Genomic DNA, 18,214 nt, shown 5'->3' with positions numbered 1-18,214 from the left:
AAAGCTGGCCTTTTTAATCAATGCACTCTCGCGATGCTTATTGTACCAGATCTGGATTGATCTGAAGTAAACGTTGCATCGATTCGAAGTAGATACCAATCGATTGTTGCATGTCGGTGGTAATCGCCGCACGCGTGTTCGGATCAGCGTCGTTATCTGCCGGATTCAGCAATGAACTGTGGCCTGCACCTACATAACGAACTGCCGCACTAATAGGATCAGCACTTTGTTGCGGGCCACTCGCGAAAGGTAAACCTAACTCGCGAATTAATGGCGCTGTGCCACCTAATGGATGCGCAGTGCTGTTAGGTACCACTTTGTCGCCATTCGCTTGAATCAGATACAGCGGCGTTTCTGTGCCACGCAATTGTGCCGCGTAGTTAATTGGATCGCCCGAGTCTACCGCGGTTTGCGCTGCAAACTGGAACTGTCCTAATACCGCTTGCAGTGCCGCTTGTTGCGCTGCCGTTGCAATACCGCCATCGTAGAACTGAATGTACGCTTGCGGCAAGAAGGCTTCAAACTGTGGTGTCTGCGGATCGATACCAGAAGCCACCGCTTCTTGAATCGCGTAATCGCGGAAGTAGTTGAACGACTGGAACGCAATTGAACCACCAATTACCGGTCCAAAACGCTCAGACTCCACGAGGAATGGTGCAATACCGCCTCCAGGCATCCCTAGTACACCAGCGCGTACTTGGAACAAACCTTGGAAATTCGCTAAATCACCGGTAAGTGGCGTATTTGCCGTGGCGATAAAGTTAGTACCTGCAATGGCACCCAGTGAATGCCCCACGAATTTCACATCCGTTGGGTTAATCATGGTACCTGTCTGGTTTGAAAAGTTAAGACTCAAACGCAAACCCATTAGATCAGAGCTTGATTGGCGTAAATTATCGCGGGCTGTCAGTAAGCTCGCTAAGTTCAGATAATTCGTGGGTGAACCTAGGCCCGAGGTCGCGTTAATATTCGCAACCACGTTACCTTCGCCGTCTGTCACCGTAAAGCCACGGTCGCCATGAACTGGGTGATCAATAGCCACAGCCGCATGACCAAATACCGCTAAAGTACCCGCAATGGCCATAAAGTTGGTTTTATCGCCAGTGATACCATGCTGGAAGATAACCACTGGCCAGCCACCTTGTGGCATTTCCAGCGGTTCCATACCATTTGCTGCCCGCACCAAGTTTGCATTTGCAAGATTCGGCGTCGACATCATTAAGGGCACGTCGGCAATCGTCGTCGGACGTGGAATCGGATTAAATTTAGTGAGGTGACGGAAGCGGTCTAATTGAACCAGTGCCGTACCTTCTGCAGCTTCATAAGGAATCTGACCTGCTAACGCAGCTGGGTTTGCTAAGTCGGCGGGATCAATACCCAAGCCCACTAGCTCTTCAACCGTTACCTGACCAGATTGCAGCCCAATGATAATGGCTACAGGGCTCACAAAGCCTGCTTGCCAACGACCAGATAGTGGTGCCGTTGGATTCTCAGCCGTTGGAATTGGGCTGAAGTAAGGAAGGCGAACTTCACCAACATATAAGTCAGCTGAATTCGCAATTAAGAACGAAGGCTGACTACTTGGCGGAATTCCCATCGCTTGCGCAACGGTCATGCCAGTTGGATTTGCTTCCATTGTTGGACGTAGTTCAGGCGTAAGCATCATTTGCTTCACTACACCCAGAACATCACCGACCGACTGCGTAGTAAAGCCAGAGCTGTAAATAACATTCTCTGTATTCACACCTGCTTGCCCTAATACTGCATGGTAACTATTAATCACGCCTTGCAACGCCTGCTCTTGGGCTCCGCCAATTGGATCAGTTGCCAACGGCTTGCTCAGTAAGTAGTACGTAGAAGAAGGCTGCACTGGACGGCCCATGTTATCGCGAATGTTATTTGTTAACGCAGCAACATAGCCTGTTTTAGGTTCGTAAGGACGCAAAGGAATCACTTGCGCCTGACCGCCACTAAACACAACGGTAAAGTCGGTGCCGTGTTGCAGTTCGGCAACAAACTTACAGGCAGTGCCTGCAGGTTGCGCAACACAATCTGCATCGCGGAAGTCGCCACCCATGACCACTTTAAACACGCGAATAGAACCCTGCGCTGTTACCGTGCCCGGGTTGATACCTACTTCATTACCATCTTCGTCGCGCGGCAAAGTAAAGCTGAACGTCAGTGGCATCGCCGTCGACCACCCGTCGAGACCATTTAACGCGTTTTGCGGATTACCGAAATCGGTATTGTCCGGGACGGGGATGTTTAGCGTCCCGTCTGTGGTTCCGCTAAGAAGAATATCACTAGGTACTGGCAAGTTGCCTGCACCTGGATCAAATGCAACCCGAGCCGCTGGAACATTACTTGCGGTTTCAGTGGCGGGTGCGCTTTCTCCATCAGGTGTACACGCGGTAAGGCCGAGTGCAGTAGTGATGGCTAGTGATAGAAACAGTTTTTTCATGAGGTATCCCCAATCCTTGTTGTTCTAATTCTCATTTTTCGAGCGACAGTATCAAACAGCCGTTCTAAATTCGTTAACAGAAAGTTATACACCTCTGTCGATGATTATTAAAGAAAAATCGTTGAGTTTCGGATCTGTTTACTGAGTTCGATCCCGTAAAGATGTACAATAGCCCCTAAAGTTCACTTACGATATGTCAAAGTTATGCAGGATTATCAAAATTATCAAGCTTCCGAAGGGGCGCTTCAAGGAAAAATTATTTTAGTGACGGGTGCCGGTGATGGTATTGGTCGCGAAGCCGCGCTAACTTATGCTCGCCACGGAGCAACTGTTATTCTTTTGGGGCGCACGACAAAGAAACTCGAAGCTGTCTACGATGACATCGTTGCCGCTGGTTATCCTGAGCCAGCCATTGTCCCACTGGATATGAAAGGCGCAACTGAAAGTCATTATCGTGACATGGCCGCTACTATAGAACAGCAATTTGGTCGTTTAGATGGACTGCTCCATAATGCGGGCCTGCTCGGCGTGCTTTCGCCGTTTACCCATATTGATTTAGCCTCGTGGAACGACGTATTACACGTCAACGTCACTGCTCAGTTTATGATGACCAAGGCGCTGATACCGGTCATGTTAAAAGCACCTTCCCCTCGCATTATCTTTACCTCATCGGGTGTAGGTCGCAAAGGACGTGCCCATTGGGGCCCCTACGCCGTATCCAAATTTGCAACAGAAGGCATGGCTCAAGTCATCGCTGACGAATATGAGAACACACCGCTGCGGGTCAACGTCATCAATCCCGGTGCAACTCGTACCATGATGCGGGCCAAAGCTTATCCGGCGGAAGATTCTAAAAAGCTAAAAACACCTGCGGACATCATGCCCGTCTATCTTTTCTTAATGTCAGATGACGCGAAGCAAATCACAGGGGAGTCTCTTGATGCGCAAACTTATTAGCGGATTTATTATTGGCGTTTTCTTGCTAACACCTACCAAGCTTGATGCATGGGGGTTTCAAGGCCATGAGTATATTGGCGAAATGACATGGCATTACCTCACCCCGGAAGCGCGTGCATGGGTGCAAGAACGGATGGATATTGTCGGCGAAGATTCATTAGCCACCATGACCACATGGGCTGACCGTGTGCGTGGCACTGAAGAAGGACGCTGGATGGGACCATTGCATTTCGCCAACGTCCCTCCTGAAGAAGACTATTTTGTGTTAGAGCGTGATTGTCCAAATCGACGCTGTGTCGTGGGCGCGGCTATGGATGACATTGAGATCATGCTTGATCCCACCCGCTCAGCAGAAGAGCAAGCACGTGCGTTGCGCACCTTTAGCCATTGGATCACCGATATGCACCAGCCTTTACACATGGGTTATCAGCATGACCGTGGCGGTAATGATATACGGGTGACATTTTTCGGAACGGAAACCAATCTCCATCGCTTGTGGGATACTGTTATGATTCGCGGTATGGATGAGATGCCATCACCCGCTATGCAGGCACGTTTGAATCCGCTTCCAGCGCCACGTGATGATTGGCATCAGGCACTTATCGATTGGGCCAATGAGTCATCAGACTTAGCACGCTCTAACGCGTATCCACGGGCCGAACACAATGCCGCTCTAGGTGAACGCTATTTTCGTCAAGCACGCCCTGTAGTCGAAAATCAATTGATTCTCTCGGCTCAGCGCATGGCACAAATAATCAATGACGCGGCAAGTCGCGCTACAACGCATTAATAGCCACAGGCACTAATTGAATGCGGAAACGTTCCGTTTCCGCATGCCATGTCTCACCATCAAACTCCATCGTCACATCGTCGAGCGGCTCTGCATCTGAAAAGCGATAAATTCGAAGTTGCAATTGCGTCTCGTCGTCAGCGAAACCGAGAAGTTGAATATCGTGACCGATAAACATGCCATCCGCGGAAGCCACGAGCGGTATACGAACATCGTGATCGTGTAGCGGTCGATAGGTATCGACCGATAACCACGCACTCTCATCATTCGCTTGCCCACCGGACGGAAGAAACATGATCTGTGCAGACATGAATCGAATAGGCTCATAAACATTCACCTCGCCGAGTGGGCGACCTAAAATGAAATCCTCCCCCTGCGCCATGGCTGAATCTTCAATAATCAATTGCTCTGCAGTTACTAGCAGCCGGGACGACATACTTATTTCGCGACCGTGCTGGTCGCGAAATTTACACCGACGTCCGTCCCTTATACCAACGAACTGACCCGCTTCAACACGCCATCTGATACTGCAGCCCGCGAGTCGTTCTGCAGATTCAAATAACAGGGAGTGCTCGCTGCTATTTAGAGCAGGTGAAGCCACATATATATCTTGCACTAGCTGACCACTGCGCTGGTCTTTGCGAATCCGATAAACCTGAATTCGGTAAGGCTCATTCGGTGCTGAAACAAGGGCTTGTCGAGCGATGAGAACCTGCTCCCCATCCCATTCGGCGGGGGTAATCTGCAGAAGTACGGGAGGCTGACCTACGCCCTCTCCTGTAGTCATCATGTGACGTAAATTGGAAAAGTCACCAATCAAGTATTCTTTTAATTGGTCGATATCCGCATTTCTTTGCGCATTTGCCGATACAGTTGGTGCAGAAACAGTTACGATGGCAATACCCAATAAACATAAGGTTTGAAACTGCGCGCGTTTGATAAAATGGTGTACAGATTTGAACATGGATACTCTCTTATAGCTGCCTGATAAATCCAAGCGCTGTTTGTGTCCGTTCTTATTTATTGGCAATATATCATAAGCTGGTTTTATCTCAGAAACAGGAATGTGTAATCATTATGAAAGCTCGTATGCGGAACATACTGTTTGTATTAGGATGCTTAGCCTTACCGAGCGCCGCGGCTGAGAATTTCGGCTTACCCGAAGGACATTGGTCTGCCGTGTATGCGGTAAATAAAGATATTGTGTGGGTCGGTAATTATGAAGGGCAAGTTGCCGTTACCAGTAACGGCGGTGAAAGCTGGGATGTTTCTACGCCCGGTGGACGCACAGCAAACCTCGTTATTCGACAACTCAAGGCCTTCGACGATCGCCACGCTTTTGTGCTCTCTACCGGCCGTGGAGAGCGCAGCCGTTTACTTTTAACCCGTAATGGGGGCTTTAGTTGGCGCCAGATGTATCGCGGTAATGGCGATGAAGAACTCCGCTGTTTTGCCTTGATTCCAGATGGCGAGGGCTTTGTTTTAGGTGATACTCTCGATGATAACTGGCACGTTATCCGTAGCAGTAACGGCAGCAACTGGCTTGCATCGCGCAGCGGTTTCTCAGAACGGCCACTCCCTAGCGAGGCCGCTTCGAGCGAAGGCCAATGCGCAGTATTTGCGAATAATACATTTGTGATGGGCACTCTGGGAGGTACAACTGCTCGCATAATGCACAAAGGAAGAACATCATTGCGCTTCCAAGTGTTAGATACGCCTTTAAGTGCTGGGCCTGATTCTGGTGTACACGCTGTTTTCCCTATCAGTCAACGTGATTTTCTAATTGCTGGCGGCGCGGCAGGAGATGAGGCGCAACCTGAATTATTCCGATTTTTCCAAGACGAGTTTACACAATTAAGCGCGCCTCCGGTACAAGGCGCTCTCACCCAAATGACCGCCGCTGGCAGCACGATTCTGGCAGGCAACGCATCAGGTTTTTATCGATCTGAAGACTTCGGTGACCAATGGCAATCTGTCAGTTCGGCGGGTGTCGTATCGATTTCCTGCTTCGATGAATCGTTCTGTTGGTATCTTGACGATAACCGCCAGCTCAACCTGCTCTCCCTAGAAGAGTAGAGAAATGCCCGTCTACTCGACGGGCGTTTTCTGACGACGCAGCCAATCAAATACTTCCGATGCTGCGGCATTACATGCGCAAGCATCCTGCCAGCCCACACTTAGCGCTAGACGCGCCACTTCTGTGGCGCGGTTCCCTGAACGACAAAAGAAAATAGGCCGCGGTGAACCCTCAGGTTCGGCACGCAACACGTAGTCACACCATAGCGCGCGGGGAATGGTCTGCAAACATGGACTTGGATATTCATGGTATTGAGCAAGCGCTTCCGATTGTTCCCTTACATCGATAAATGTCATCTGCTCACAATTAAATTCGGACACTGCCATTAACTTAGGTGACGGGGTGTGCGCAACCACAATGCCCGCATCAGTGAGCTGAATTGAACGCTCGGTGGCTAACGCTGTGATGCGAACTCCGTTTGCTTCGCGATGTAAACGGAATCCGGCAAAATCTTGAGATTCTTTGTTCCAGACCTGAATTTGCCAGTCGGTTTCTGGACAACAAGACTCAATTCCCTGCATTACGTCAGGGGAATCAGTTAACGCAAGCGCTTGTTGTGTCGTTCGGCACATAATCCAAGCGCTACCCGATGTCATAGGATCAGGAATGTAGAGTGCACCCTGCCCCCACGGATTTGCCCCTGTGATTTTGTCGCGAATAAAGGTGAGGCGCTCACATAAAGTATCGAGATCAGCTTGACTGAATGCTGGCCCAAACGACATGCGTATGGCCCCTTCCGACTGCCAAGTAGGCAACCCCATTGCATCGAGCACAAAGCTGCGAGCGCCTCCGGTACTACAGGCAGAACCTGCGCTCACCCTGATTCCTGCCGCATCAAAAATCGCAATCAACTCAGACGAACTATATCCTGCAACCGAGAAATTAATAGTCGTAGCCAGTGACCTATCGAGAGGTTGATTTAGCGTAAGTTTCGGGAATGCCGATTGCAGTGCATCAATGATAGTCTGACGATAGCCGTACAGCGTTTCTGAGTCTTGAAAAGGACTGATTGCTCTATCATTTAGCCAGGTAAATATTTGTCCTAGGGCTGCAATGCCTGCAACGTTCTCAGTACCACCTCGCAAACCACGCTCCTGACCACCACCCGTTTGCAAAGGTGTAAAGGGCGCGCCAGTCCGCACGTACAAGGCACCAACCCCTTTCGGACCATACAGTTTGTGGGCGCTGAAGGGCGCGTAATCAATCGTCGTTTTCCCTAACGCGATCGGGCGCTTACCCAGCATCTGCACACAATCTACTAACCAGGGAATATCCGAACGAAGAGCGCGAATCTCGCGCTCGAGGGCAGCTAGGTCGCAATACACACCCGTCTCGTTATTCGCGCCCATGGTGCATATCATAAGTGCGTCGCCCACATGTGCGCGCAGAAATTCAAGATCGATTTGGCCTTCCCTATCCACGGGAATAGCCATGACCTCAGCTTCCACCTGTAATAACGTATTCCAATGGCGTAACGCTTCCGGAACCGCCTTGTGCTCAGTGGCGCTATAGAGCAAGTAGCAGCCCTTACCTTTGCCTCCTGCGTAAGACTGCAATACAGAAAGCACCGCTGTATTAATGCCTTCGGTTGCCCCACTCATAAATATTATTTGATCAGGCTCACAAGCAAACAAGTGAGCACCAGCATTGCGGGTATCGTTCAGCACACGCTTCGCACGAATACCCGCATAATGGGGACTGCTAGGATTCCCGTAATGGGTTTGGTACACCTTGCTCATCAGCTCTTGCAACGCCGGCAATACGGGCGTTGTCGCATTCGCATCCATAAATATTTCATGGGGATAATGGGAACTATGGGCAGAGAGCAGAAACGACACAGGAAGATGCCTCATTGGTTATAACTTATTCCTTTTCATTATATCTAAATTCAAACAATAAAAAAGCGCACCTCAGTGCGCTTCATCAAAAACTTGAGCTCAGTATTACTGAATTCTGTTCTCTTGCCACGCACGTTCTTTTTCTTTACGTGCTGCTTCTTTGGCCATTTTTGCTTTGCGCGACTCGCATGGGTCGTCACAATCGCAGGCCTTATCCATGCCCAATGCGCCAATGCCGCCACAGCTACCGCTGATTGACTTGCGCTGAATTAAATACCCAATGGCCATACCCGCAATGACGATCAACATCAATACGAAAGCCAACATCAAGGTTTGCATGGTTTACCTCACAATACTTCGTTTGCAAATGCCGAACTATTATACCGCGTTAAGCCCGAATCTTCACGCACGAAAAAAACAACCGACACGTTGTGCTGGTTAGCCGCAGATAAACTCTCTTCAAGTGATAGCTGCGCAAACCAACGGGCCAAGCCTTCTGCCTCTGCCGCATTCTCGTGGAGAACTATGACGCGTTCAATATTCGATTCATCTGCTGAGAACGCACTAGCGACAGCGCCATCTCGAACATTCAGATAGAAACTCTCAATATCGATAAACTCAACGCGCTGATATTGGCCACGACGCTTGGGAGAGCGAAGGCGTAGTTGGTTGTCTATCTCTACGCGATAGGTTTGCACATTCATTAAATCGAGAATATCTGCAATACGATCGGCCATATGGCCACGTAGTAAGCTATCTAGTTCCACCGTTACCGATGCATCTGATTTGATTAGTTGGTGGTTTTGGATACGAACAGGTGCTTGGTCCGTTGCTATATCTGCGTGAAACAGCTCAATACCACCTTCAGACAGAGCGCGCAGGTGCAGGCTTTGTCGAATTAACCCTTCTAACTCACGCGTCAGTACAAAGGCATCTGTGGATTCCCAGCGATTGAGGCGATTCACTTCCGATTGCGGGTACTCAACCGAAAATTGCATTGCCACATATTGCATAATTCCCTGAACCCGCTGACTCACTCGGTTCTCCGTATGATTAGGATGAGCGGGAAGGAATTCAACGCGATACTCGTAACCGAGAACATTCCCAGATATTTGCTCTATGTCATAGTTTTCAGAACAGCCGGAAACAAAAAAGGCTAGCCCAAGAAGGGCCAGCCATTTTGTCTGTCTTTCGATGAGGCTTACGAACACCGCGAGGCCTTAGCCACCGAAATCATCAAGCATGATGTTTTCATCTTCAACACCAAGATCTTTCAACATGTTGATCACAGCCGCGTTCATCACCGGCGGACCACACATATAGAATTCACAATCTTCTGGGGCTGGGTGGTCTTTCAAGTAGTTCTCAAAAAGAACGTTATGAATAAACCCAGTTTGCCCTTCCCAATTGTCTTCTGGCATTGGATCAGACAATGCAACATGCCATTCAAAGTTATCGTTTTCCTCGGCCAACATATCGAAATCTTCAACATAGAACATTTCACGTTTCGACCGCGCACCATACCAGAATGAGATCTTACGCTTACTGTTCAAGCGACGGAGCTGATCAAAGATATGAGAACGCATAGGGGCCATACCTGCACCACCACCAACGAATACCATTTCTGCTTCTGTTTCTTTGGCGAAGAACTCACCGAAAGGTCCAGAAATAGTTGCTTTGTCACCTTTCTTCAAACTGAAGATATACGATGACATTTTACCTGGCGGTAACGTCATATCATTTGGCGGCGGAGTCGCGATCCGCACGTTCAGCATGATAATACCGTGCTCTTCTGGGTAGTTCGCCATTGAGTAAGCGCGAATAACTTCTTCATCAACTTTCGATTCTAAATCGAATAACTTAAAGCGATCCCAATCACCGCGATACTCTTTTTCGATCTCGAAATCTTTAAACTTCACATGATGAGGCGGCGCCTCGATTTGAATGTAACCACCCGCGCGGAATGGAACCGATTCACCGTCTGGAATTTCAAGCACTAGCTCTTTAATAAAGGTAGCCACGTTATCGTTCGAACGCACCACACAATCCCATTTCTTGATGCCGAAGATCTCTTCATCAAGTTCAATTTTCATGTTTTGTTTTACGTTCACCTGACATGACAAACGAGCACCGTCGCGAGCTTCACCACGGGTAATGTGATCGCGCTCAGTCGGGAGAATTTCACCACCACCCTCTTTAATGTGCACGATACATTGACCACATGAACCACCACCACCACAAGCAGAAGACACGAATATTCCCGCATTTGATAATGCATTCAGAAGCTTCGTACCCGGTTGGGTTGTAATCGTCTTTTCTTCGTCATCGTTAATGATGATCTGGACATCACCAGAAGGTACCAACTTTGATTTGGCGAACATAATCACCACAACCAGAGCTACTACAATAATGGTGAACATGCCCACGCCAAGATATATTTCTTGCATCGACTTGTTCCTTTTATTCCGCTACTTCGTTACACCAACGGTTTAGAGGGATACGCCGGAGAACGACATAAAGCCCAAACCAATCAAACCGGTACTGATAAAGGTAATTCCAAGACCACGAAGGCCATCAGGAATATCCGCGTACTTCAGTTTTTCCCGTACTGCAGCCAACAAAGTAATTGCAAGGGCCCAGCCCACGCCGCTACCTACGCCGTACACAATACTTTCGGTGAAATTGTAATCACGCTCAACCATGAACAAAACACCACCAAAGATCGCGCAGTTCACAGTGATCAGCGGAAGGAAAATACCCAACGCGTTATACAGCGCAGGAAGGTATTTATCCAATGTCATTTCCAAGATCTGAACCAATGCTGCGATAACACCGATAAAGGTAAGGAATCGCAAGAAGCTCAAATCAGCGTCTGGGAAACCTGCCCAAGCCAACGCGCCAGGCGCTAACACATAAGTGTTAACCAAGTTACCCAAAGGAACCGCTAAGCCCAATACCACAATTACTGCGATGCCAAGGCCAAGCGCTGTTGTTACCTTTTTGGATACCGCTAGGAACGTACACATTCCTAGGAAGAACGAGAGTGCTAGGTTCTCAATGAACACTGCACGGACGAACATGCTTAAATAGTGTTCCATGACCTTAAGACTCCTTCGCTTCTACTTGCTCTGGGCGGAAAATACGTAACACCCAAATAAAGCCGCCGATAATAAAGAACGCACTTGGTGGTAGAACCAACAATCCAACTGGCGTATACCAACCGCCCTCAGTGATGAGTGGCAGGATTTGGTAACCAAACAAGCTGCCTGAGCCGAACAACTCACGGAAGAAACCAACCGTAAGAAGAACAACCGAGTAGCCTAATGCATTCCCTAAACCGTCCAAGAATGACATGCCTGGGCCTTCTTTCATGGCGAAGGCCTCTGCTCGGCCCATCACGATACAGTTGGTAATAATTAGACCAACGAATACCGAGAGTTCCTGAGCGATGTCATAAGCGAAGGCCTTCAGTAATTGGTCAACGACAATTACCAAGCTCGCGATGATCGTCATCTGCACGATGATTCGCACACTCGAAGGAATGTGGTTCCGAATAATCGAAATAGACACGTTCGATAAAACCAATACGAAGGTAAGTGCAATACACATTACCAAGGTATTTTCCATTTTGGCGGTTACCGCCAATGCTGAGCAGACCCCAAGAATTTGTAAAGCAATTGGGTTATTGGCAAAAATCGGACCAAATAACGTTTGCTTCATCTCTTTTGTGCTAGCCATTAGATCGCTCCCTCTTCACGTACTTTCATCAGGAAGGCGCCGTAAGCTTCTTGACTCAACCAAAACTGGAATGTTCTGTCGACTCCGTCACTTGTAATGGTGGCCCCAGATAATGCATCAACTTCGTTATCACCTGCACCCTTGCGCACACGAATCGCAACGTTACCGTCACTATCGATGGCATCTTTGCCTTCAAAGTTTGAACGCCAGCGTGGGTTTTGAATTTCGCCACCAAGACCTGGAGTTTCAGAGTGCTCGTAGAAGTTAATACCGCGAATTGTTTGTCCATCCGGATCTAAAGACAAGAAGGCATACATCATGCCCCATAGTCCTGAACCACGGATGTCAATAACGTAGGATGCAATGCCGTTGTCTTCACCGCGAACCACATATACAGGGATATCTGCACGTAGACCACGTACGCCAGCTTGCGCTGCCCGCTCGCCGCCTTCTTTGGCTGACGATGCCGCAAGTGCATCTTCAAGAGCAAACAAAGAATCATGCTCTGTTAGCTCTTGTGTTTCACGGTTAAAGGTCATTAAGCGTACTCGCTCAGCAAACACAACGTCTGCAGAACGCCCTTGCAGGTCAACGTTAGCAGTGCGCAAAATGTTTTGCTGTTTTGCCAGTGCCGCGTTCGCTTCCTGACGTTCTTTCAACCCTACGGCGGCGCCCGATACGATAATCGAGCACACCAAACATAGGAGGATAATAACCGTAAAGGTTTTACCCATTGTATCGTTCTTACTTGCCATGACGTAACGCCCTCCGCTTCACGTTGGCCTGTACTACAAAGTGGTCAAACAATGGTGCGAATACGTTCGCGAATAAGATCGCCAACATAATACCTTCAGGGAAGGCCGGATTAATTACGCGAATCATTACCGTCATAAAGCCGATAAGGATACCGTATGCCCACTTACCTTGATTGGTGAAGGACGCAGACACTGGGTCCGTTGCCATAAACACCATACCGAACGCTAGGCCACCGATAACCAAATGCCAATACCAAGGCATTGCAAACATTGGGTTAGTATCGCTGCCGATGAGATTCAGTAAGCTTGAGAACAGCACCATACCGATGAGCACACCACCCACGATGCGCCAACTTGCGATACGGAAGTAAATTAAGGCTAAACCACCAAGAAGTACTGCGATGGTAGATACTTCACCCACTGAGCCTGGAATACGTCCGATAAACGCGTCCATCCAGGTGTAAGCACCTTCCAAATAACCACTACCGGCAATATTAGCGTAGTCAACTTCACCGTTGAACGCTTGTGTTAACAGCGTCGCGCCGGAATAGCCGTCAACCGCGTTCCATACCTGGTCGCCCGTAATTGCTGCTGGGAATGAGAAGTAAAGGAATGCACGTCCAGTAAGGGCTGGGTTTAAGAAGTTACGGCCAGTTCCACCGAAAATTTCTTTACCAATCACGATACCGAAAGTGATACCTAATGCCACCTGCCACAGTGGAATAGTCGCTGGCAAGGTCAGTACAAATAGTACTGAGGTTACGAAAAAGCCTTCGTTTACTTCGTGCTTACGCACCGACGCAAACAGTACTTCCCAGAAACCGCCCACCACGAATGCCGTGGCATAAATAGGTAAGAACCAACAGGCACCGTACCACAGCATGGTTCCCCAACCGGCGTTCTCAAAGCTACCGCCCATCATTTGGAACAGGCTAACTTGCCATACGTCAGCGAGACTATACCCTTCAGCGACAGCTAGTGACGCCTGGAAACCGATGTTATACATTCCGTAGAACATGGCCGGGAAAGTCATCAACCATACAAAGATCATGATTCGCTTCAAATCAACATTGTCGCGAACGTGCGTACTACCTTTGTTGGTATAACCTGGCGTATACAAAATAGTCGCTACGGCTTCGTAAAGCGCGTACCACTTTTCATGCTTCCCACCTGGCTCAAACTGGGGTTCGATTTTCTCTAAGTAATTCTTCAAGCTCATGATCAGCCCTCTTTCTCAATCGTGGTCAGGCACTTACGCAGAATTGGGCCGAAGTCATACTTTCCTGGGCACACGTAGGTACACAAGGCCAGATCTTCTTCGTCCAGTTCCAGACAGCCTAGAGCTTGTGCACTCTCGATATCCCCAGAGCACAAGTCACGTAGCAACAAAGTAGGCAGAATATCCAATGGCATAACGCGCTCATAAGTACCGATTGGTACCATCGCACGGTCTGAACCATTGGTTGAGGCGTTCATATTGAACAGTTTCTTGCCGAACAAATGGCCTGCGTATGCACGCGTAATTGAGTGCATCTCTTTGCCGGGCCAAATCCATCCGAACAAATGTTTCTCATCGCCTTCTTCAAGTACGGATACTTGATTATGGAAGCGTCCAAGGTACGCATGAGCACCTGACGCTTTATGGCCGTTAAGCACAGAGCCAGAAACAATACGCTGTTTCCCTTCTGCTAACTCACCAGCCGTCAATTCATTTAGATTTGCACCTAAACGAGTACGCAACAAACGCGGATTTTTCACGCCTGGACCACCTAAAGCCACAACGCGATCTGTAAATAGTTCACCGGTAGTGAATAACTTACCGATTGCAATCACGTCTTGGTAGCTTGCGTGCCAAACATGATAGGTCATGTTTACACCTTCCAAGAAGTGAATATGTGTACCCACATTGCCCGCAGGATGAACACCCTGGAAGGTTTCGTGAGTGACTGGCGCACTATCAAAATCGATATCAGCGTCTGGAGCAGTGACCACATACAATTTGCCTTCAGTTAAACGGCTTAAAACTTTAAGGCCGTTACTGAAATCTTTCGCATGCTCTTTGATGACTAAAAGCGGGTCGCCCGCAAGTGGATTGGAATCCATTGCGTTGACGAAAATCGCCTTAGGTTCAGAATCAAGTGCAGGAGACTTTGAATAAGGACGGGTGCGCAGCGAAAGCCATAAGCCTGAATCGACTAAGTTTTGCTGTACATTTTCACGACTCAATTGCAGCAATTTGCCTTCGTCGTATTTTGCGAACGTTTCCTGCTCGTCGCCATCAATTTCGATAACAACAGATTGCAGTACACGCTTCGCACCACGGTTGATTTCCTTAACTACACCAGAGGCTGGAGCAGTGAACTTAACGCCTGGGTTCTTTTTATCTTCAAAAAGAACCTGACCTTTTTTGACCCGGTCATCGACCTGGACATGCATGGTCGGGCGCATACCCACATACTCTTCACCCAATGTAGCAACGGTTTTGATGGTAGGACCATCTTCAATGATTTGTTGTGGCGCACCCGCAATAGGGATGTCCAAACCTTTCTTTATCGTAATCATACGCGTTTGCACTACTCAATTTAGGGAAGATTGAAAGCTCAAAATTCGTTTGTCGCGACAGAATACAACCATATAAGCAAGCCCGCGTTTACCCAGTACACATTTGAAATGTGCACACCGCGCGGGACATGCTAAAGCTACCCTGTAACTTCCAGGGCCGTATTCTACATATTTTTGGTAAAACTGACCATGCCAATCTTGAAAATTAATTGGTATTCCCTGGTAATTACAGTTTACCAATCAACTACTGGATTCACTTCTGCGTCATAATCGACGCCATCGATTCCAAAGCCAAATAGGCGTAGAAAATCTGAATGATAACCTTCGTAATCAGCAAGTTGATGGAAGTTTTCTTGTGTTACTTGTTCCCACAAGGCTTCAACTTTGGCTTGAGTTCTATCGTTGGTTTCTAAACCATCAACCCGAAGGCGGTTATGATCGTCCATCTCTGGCACTTCGACATATAAATCTTGGGTAAATAAACGATAGATTTGCTCGATACACCCCTCGTGCGTGCCTTCTTCTTTCATCACTTTATATATCAATGAAATATACAACGGCATGACTGGAATGGCAGAGCTCGCCTGTGTTACCAACGCTTTCAAAGACGACACCCAAGCCTTCAGGTGAACATCTTTATAGCCACGACGTAATGACGCGGCCGCCCGGTCGAGATCTTCCTTCGCTTTACCAATGGTGGCATGACCGTAAATCGGCCAAGTAAGTTTTTTACCGATATAGGTATAGGCGGTCGTCTGACAGCCATCCGCTAACACATCTGCTGCATGTAACTGCTCAATCCAGCGTTCCCAATCTTCGCCACCCATTACTTTAATGGTTTGTTCAATTTCATCATCGTTAGCGGGATCTAAAGTAATTTCATGGACCAGATCTTTGTCAGTGTCGTACGTTTTCGTGGTGTACTGCTTGCCGATAGGCTTGAGTGTTGAAGAGTAAACTTCGCCAGTCACTGGATCTTTGCGTTTTGGCGAAGCCAGACTGTAAACCACGAGATCAACTTGACCCAAATCGGCCTTAATACGTTCAATGGTTTCTGCTTTTATTTCGTCAGAGAACGCATCGCCGTTAATGGTGTGATAATAGAGGTTAGCCTCCTTCGCAAATTGATGGAAAGCCGCTGTGTTGTACCAGCCCGCCGTCCCTGTTTTGCGCTCACTTGGCTCTTTTTCAAAGCAAACACCAATGGTTTTCGCATCACTTCCAAACGCTGCCATAATGCGTGAAGCAAGGCCGTATCCGGTGGAGCAACCGATCACCAAGACACGTTTCGGGCCAATATTCATATGAGGCGTAGATTTCACATAGTCAATTTGTTGGCGGACATTTTCCGCGCAGCCAATGGGGTGCGCATTTGTACAAATAAAGCCGCGAATTTTTGGTTTTATGACCATTGCTTCAAGTTCCTGTTGTTAACTTCGAAAAATATAACCGAATATATTACCCGAGGGTGTAAACGTAGCACATCTGATGTGCTACGTAGTTTTAATTAGATGCTGCTGAATCTTCTTTACTGCCACCACGACATGCTGGCGAACTGGGTACCTGACCAAATTTTTCTTTCCACTCTAGCGGTGTATATGTATGTAAGGCTAGCGCATGAATCTGATCGCGCAATTCTTCCGCGAGTACAGCGTTCACCGCTCTGTGGCGTTGGATTAAGCGTAACCCATCAAAGGCTTCTGAAACGAGTGTTACTTTAAAATGCGACTGCGCCTGTGGACCACTGGCATGCATATAGCTTTCGTCTTTCACATCCACGTAATCCGGTGAGAACTCATCCACGAGTTTCTTTTCAATCTGATCACGCATATTGCTCATTGTCGACCTCATCCCGTTGATAATAGTGTCAGTATAACGCGTCCCGCGCTTATGATCTCCCATCAGCGCTTAATCTGTCGAAAGGTTAAATTGATTCGAGGCGTATCAACACGCATACGTTTAGGCAGCGCGTGCTCCCAATAATGTTGCGTCGTTCCTGCCATAATAAGCAAACTGCCATGTTCTAATCGAATCACGTGACGCTGCTGATTCCCTCGATGGCGCAAAATAAAATCACGCTCCGCACCAAGGCTAACCGACGCTATAAGTGGCTCTTTACCCAATTCAGGCTCATTGTCCCGGTGCCAGCCCATGGAATCTTTTCCATCGCGATAAAAATTAGCTAAAACCGAGTTGGTTTCTATATCTAAGCTGAGCAAGCGATTACGTAACTCACTTAGCGAAGGAGTCCAGTTGTGTGCTTGTAATTCAACATTCGAATACGTGTATCGGATTCCAGTATCTCCGTGCCAAGATTGCAAGCGCGGGGTTTTATATACCTTTCCGAATAACTTCACATCACCTTGCTGCCAAGGGAGTTCAGTGCGGAGCGAATCAAACAGCCGATCGGCATCCCTGGCATCACACCAGTTTGCGACATAGTACAATGTGCTATCAGGCAATCGCAGCCGATGACTTTCTAGCTTCAGCCCCATTGAAACCTCAATAAATTCATCCATCTAACCCGTGTAAATAAATTGCCTCTGAAAGAAACTCTGCTAATTTTAATCAAGTAAAACTATATCAATAAGCCTCTATCGGCATTATACGGAGCTAGCGTTATGGAATCGAATCGTCAGTATGTCATGTTATTACACCTATCGCTTTTAAGTGGATTAGTCATTCCAGGGATAGGATGGGTTGTCCCACTCGTCATGTGGTTGGTTAAGAAGGACGATCCCGTTGTCGATCGACACGGAAAAATCGTTGTGAATTGGATGCTCAGTGCATTGATCTACAGTATTATCGGCGCGATTCTCATGGTTATAGGAATCGGTGTCTTAATTCTAATCGCCATCGGTGTATGTAATCTGATCTTTTCTATCATTGGCGCCATTAAAGCAGCCGACGGTGAAGCATGGCCGTACCCGCTTTCTATTCAATTCCTAAAAGAAAGAACGGTTATTTGAACAGAACCCCCGTAGCCAACGCACCGCGTTGGATCGTGGGCTGGCCTTTCGCCAGCGCCGGAGAGTA

General features: G+C 48.1%; 18 protein-coding genes. 4 read left to right on the top strand and 14 right to left on the bottom strand.

The window, feature by feature from the left end; all coding sequences use genetic code 11:
• Positions 1–37 precede the first annotated feature (37 nt).
• Positions 38–2,461, bottom strand: coding sequence for a VolA/Pla-1 family phospholipase (locus HXZ99_RS11975; RefSeq protein WP_194757531.1), 2,424 nt, complete (start codon positions 2,459–2,461; stop codon positions 38–40).
• A 204-nt stretch (positions 2,462–2,665) separates the two neighbouring features.
• On the opposite strand from HXZ99_RS11975, the gene HXZ99_RS11970 reads away from it, so the two are divergent.
• Positions 2,666–3,418 (top strand): YciK family oxidoreductase, encoded by a 753-nt coding sequence (locus HXZ99_RS11970; RefSeq protein ID WP_194757530.1) that lies wholly within the window; start codon positions 2,666–2,668, stop codon positions 3,416–3,418.
• The gene (locus HXZ99_RS11965; protein WP_194757529.1) at positions 3,402–4,208 is read left to right on the top strand and encodes a S1/P1 nuclease; all 807 of its coding nucleotides are present in this window, start codon (positions 3,402–3,404) and stop codon (positions 4,206–4,208) included. The genes HXZ99_RS11970 and HXZ99_RS11965 overlap by 17 nt, the downstream gene beginning before the upstream one ends.
• Here HXZ99_RS11965 and HXZ99_RS11960 read toward each other — a convergent pair.
• Positions 4,195–5,172, bottom strand: a complete 978-nt coding sequence (locus HXZ99_RS11960) for a CpcT/CpeT family chromophore lyase (protein ID WP_194757528.1) — start codon at positions 5,170–5,172, stop codon at positions 4,195–4,197. The two genes, HXZ99_RS11965 and HXZ99_RS11960, sit on opposite strands and share 14 nt — an antisense overlap.
• Positions 5,173–5,285: 113 nt before the next feature.
• Between HXZ99_RS11960 and HXZ99_RS11955 the strand changes: the two genes are divergently transcribed.
• Positions 5,286–6,284: a WD40/YVTN/BNR-like repeat-containing protein gene (locus HXZ99_RS11955; RefSeq protein ID WP_228517991.1), complete on the top strand. Its 999-nt coding sequence runs from the start codon at positions 5,286–5,288 to the stop codon at positions 6,282–6,284.
• Between the two features lie 12 nt (positions 6,285–6,296).
• Here HXZ99_RS11955 and HXZ99_RS11950 read toward each other — a convergent pair whose 3' ends face one another.
• The 12 genes from HXZ99_RS11950 to HXZ99_RS11895 all read right to left on the bottom strand — a co-directional run bounded on the left by HXZ99_RS11950 (position 6,297) and on the right by HXZ99_RS11895 (position 17,673).
• Entirely contained in the window at positions 6,297–8,123 is a 1,827-nt protein-coding gene (locus HXZ99_RS11950) for an aminotransferase class V-fold PLP-dependent enzyme (RefSeq protein ID WP_331458500.1), read from the bottom strand.
• A 105-nt stretch (positions 8,124–8,228) separates the two neighbouring features.
• Positions 8,229–8,462 (bottom strand): (Na+)-NQR maturation NqrM, encoded by a 234-nt coding sequence (gene nqrM, locus HXZ99_RS11945; protein WP_194757525.1) that lies wholly within the window; start codon positions 8,460–8,462, stop codon positions 8,229–8,231.
• Positions 8,463–8,470: 8 nt separating this feature from the next.
• Positions 8,471–9,160 (bottom strand): hypothetical protein, encoded by a 690-nt coding sequence (locus HXZ99_RS11940; protein WP_407928527.1) that lies wholly within the window; start codon positions 9,158–9,160, stop codon positions 8,471–8,473.
• 183 nt (positions 9,161–9,343) lie between these two features.
• On the bottom strand, positions 9,344–10,570 hold the full coding sequence (gene nqrF / locus HXZ99_RS11935; RefSeq protein WP_194757523.1) for an NADH:ubiquinone reductase (Na(+)-transporting) subunit F: 1,227 nt from the start codon (positions 10,568–10,570) through the stop codon (positions 9,344–9,346).
• A 42-nt stretch (positions 10,571–10,612) separates the two neighbouring features.
• Positions 10,613–11,221, bottom strand: a complete 609-nt coding sequence (nqrE, locus tag HXZ99_RS11930; protein WP_194757522.1) for an NADH:ubiquinone reductase (Na(+)-transporting) subunit E — start codon at positions 11,219–11,221, stop codon at positions 10,613–10,615.
• 4 nt (positions 11,222–11,225) lie between these two features.
• On the bottom strand, positions 11,226–11,861 hold the full coding sequence (locus tag HXZ99_RS11925; RefSeq protein WP_194757521.1) for an NADH:ubiquinone reductase (Na(+)-transporting) subunit D: 636 nt from the start codon (positions 11,859–11,861) through the stop codon (positions 11,226–11,228).
• Complete coding sequence (nqrC, locus tag HXZ99_RS11920) at positions 11,861–12,616, bottom strand: NADH:ubiquinone reductase (Na(+)-transporting) subunit C (RefSeq protein ID WP_194757520.1); 756 nt, start codon at positions 12,614–12,616, stop codon at positions 11,861–11,863. Before nqrC ends, HXZ99_RS11925 begins: the two co-directional genes overlap by 1 nt.
• Positions 12,606–13,835: an NADH:ubiquinone reductase (Na(+)-transporting) subunit B gene (locus HXZ99_RS11915; protein ID WP_194757519.1), complete on the bottom strand. Its 1,230-nt coding sequence runs from the start codon at positions 13,833–13,835 to the stop codon at positions 12,606–12,608. Before HXZ99_RS11915 ends, nqrC begins: the two co-directional genes overlap by 11 nt.
• Positions 13,836–13,837: 2 nt before the next feature.
• Positions 13,838–15,178: a Na(+)-translocating NADH-quinone reductase subunit A gene (locus HXZ99_RS11910; RefSeq protein ID WP_194757518.1), complete on the bottom strand. Its 1,341-nt coding sequence runs from the start codon at positions 15,176–15,178 to the stop codon at positions 13,838–13,840.
• Positions 15,179–15,411: 233 nt separating this feature from the next.
• The gene (gene fabV, locus HXZ99_RS11905; RefSeq protein ID WP_194757517.1) at positions 15,412–16,590 is read right to left on the bottom strand and encodes an enoyl-ACP reductase FabV; all 1,179 of its coding nucleotides are present in this window, start codon (positions 16,588–16,590) and stop codon (positions 15,412–15,414) included.
• Positions 16,591–16,681: 91 nt separating this feature from the next.
• Entirely contained in the window at positions 16,682–17,017 is a 336-nt protein-coding gene (locus HXZ99_RS11900) for a BolA family protein (RefSeq protein WP_194757516.1), read from the bottom strand.
• A gap of 62 nt (positions 17,018–17,079) precedes the next feature.
• A complete protein-coding gene (locus HXZ99_RS11895; RefSeq protein WP_194757515.1) occupies positions 17,080–17,673 on the bottom strand; it encodes an alpha-ketoglutarate-dependent dioxygenase AlkB family protein in 594 nt (197 codons plus the stop codon).
• 126 nt (positions 17,674–17,799) lie between these two features.
• On the opposite strand from HXZ99_RS11895, the gene HXZ99_RS11890 reads away from it, so the two are divergent.
• Positions 17,800–18,147 carry a DUF4870 domain-containing protein gene (locus HXZ99_RS11890; RefSeq protein ID WP_194757514.1) on the top strand — a complete coding sequence of 116 codons (348 nt, stop codon included), beginning with the start codon at positions 17,800–17,802 and terminating at the stop codon, positions 18,145–18,147.
• Positions 18,148–18,214 lie beyond the last annotated feature (67 nt).

This window comes from Aliidiomarina indica (genome assembly GCF_015354615.1).
Classification (GTDB): domain Bacteria; phylum Pseudomonadota; class Gammaproteobacteria; order Enterobacterales; family Alteromonadaceae; genus Aliidiomarina; species Aliidiomarina indica.
This window is presented reverse-complemented; position numbering and strand designations above follow the sequence as displayed.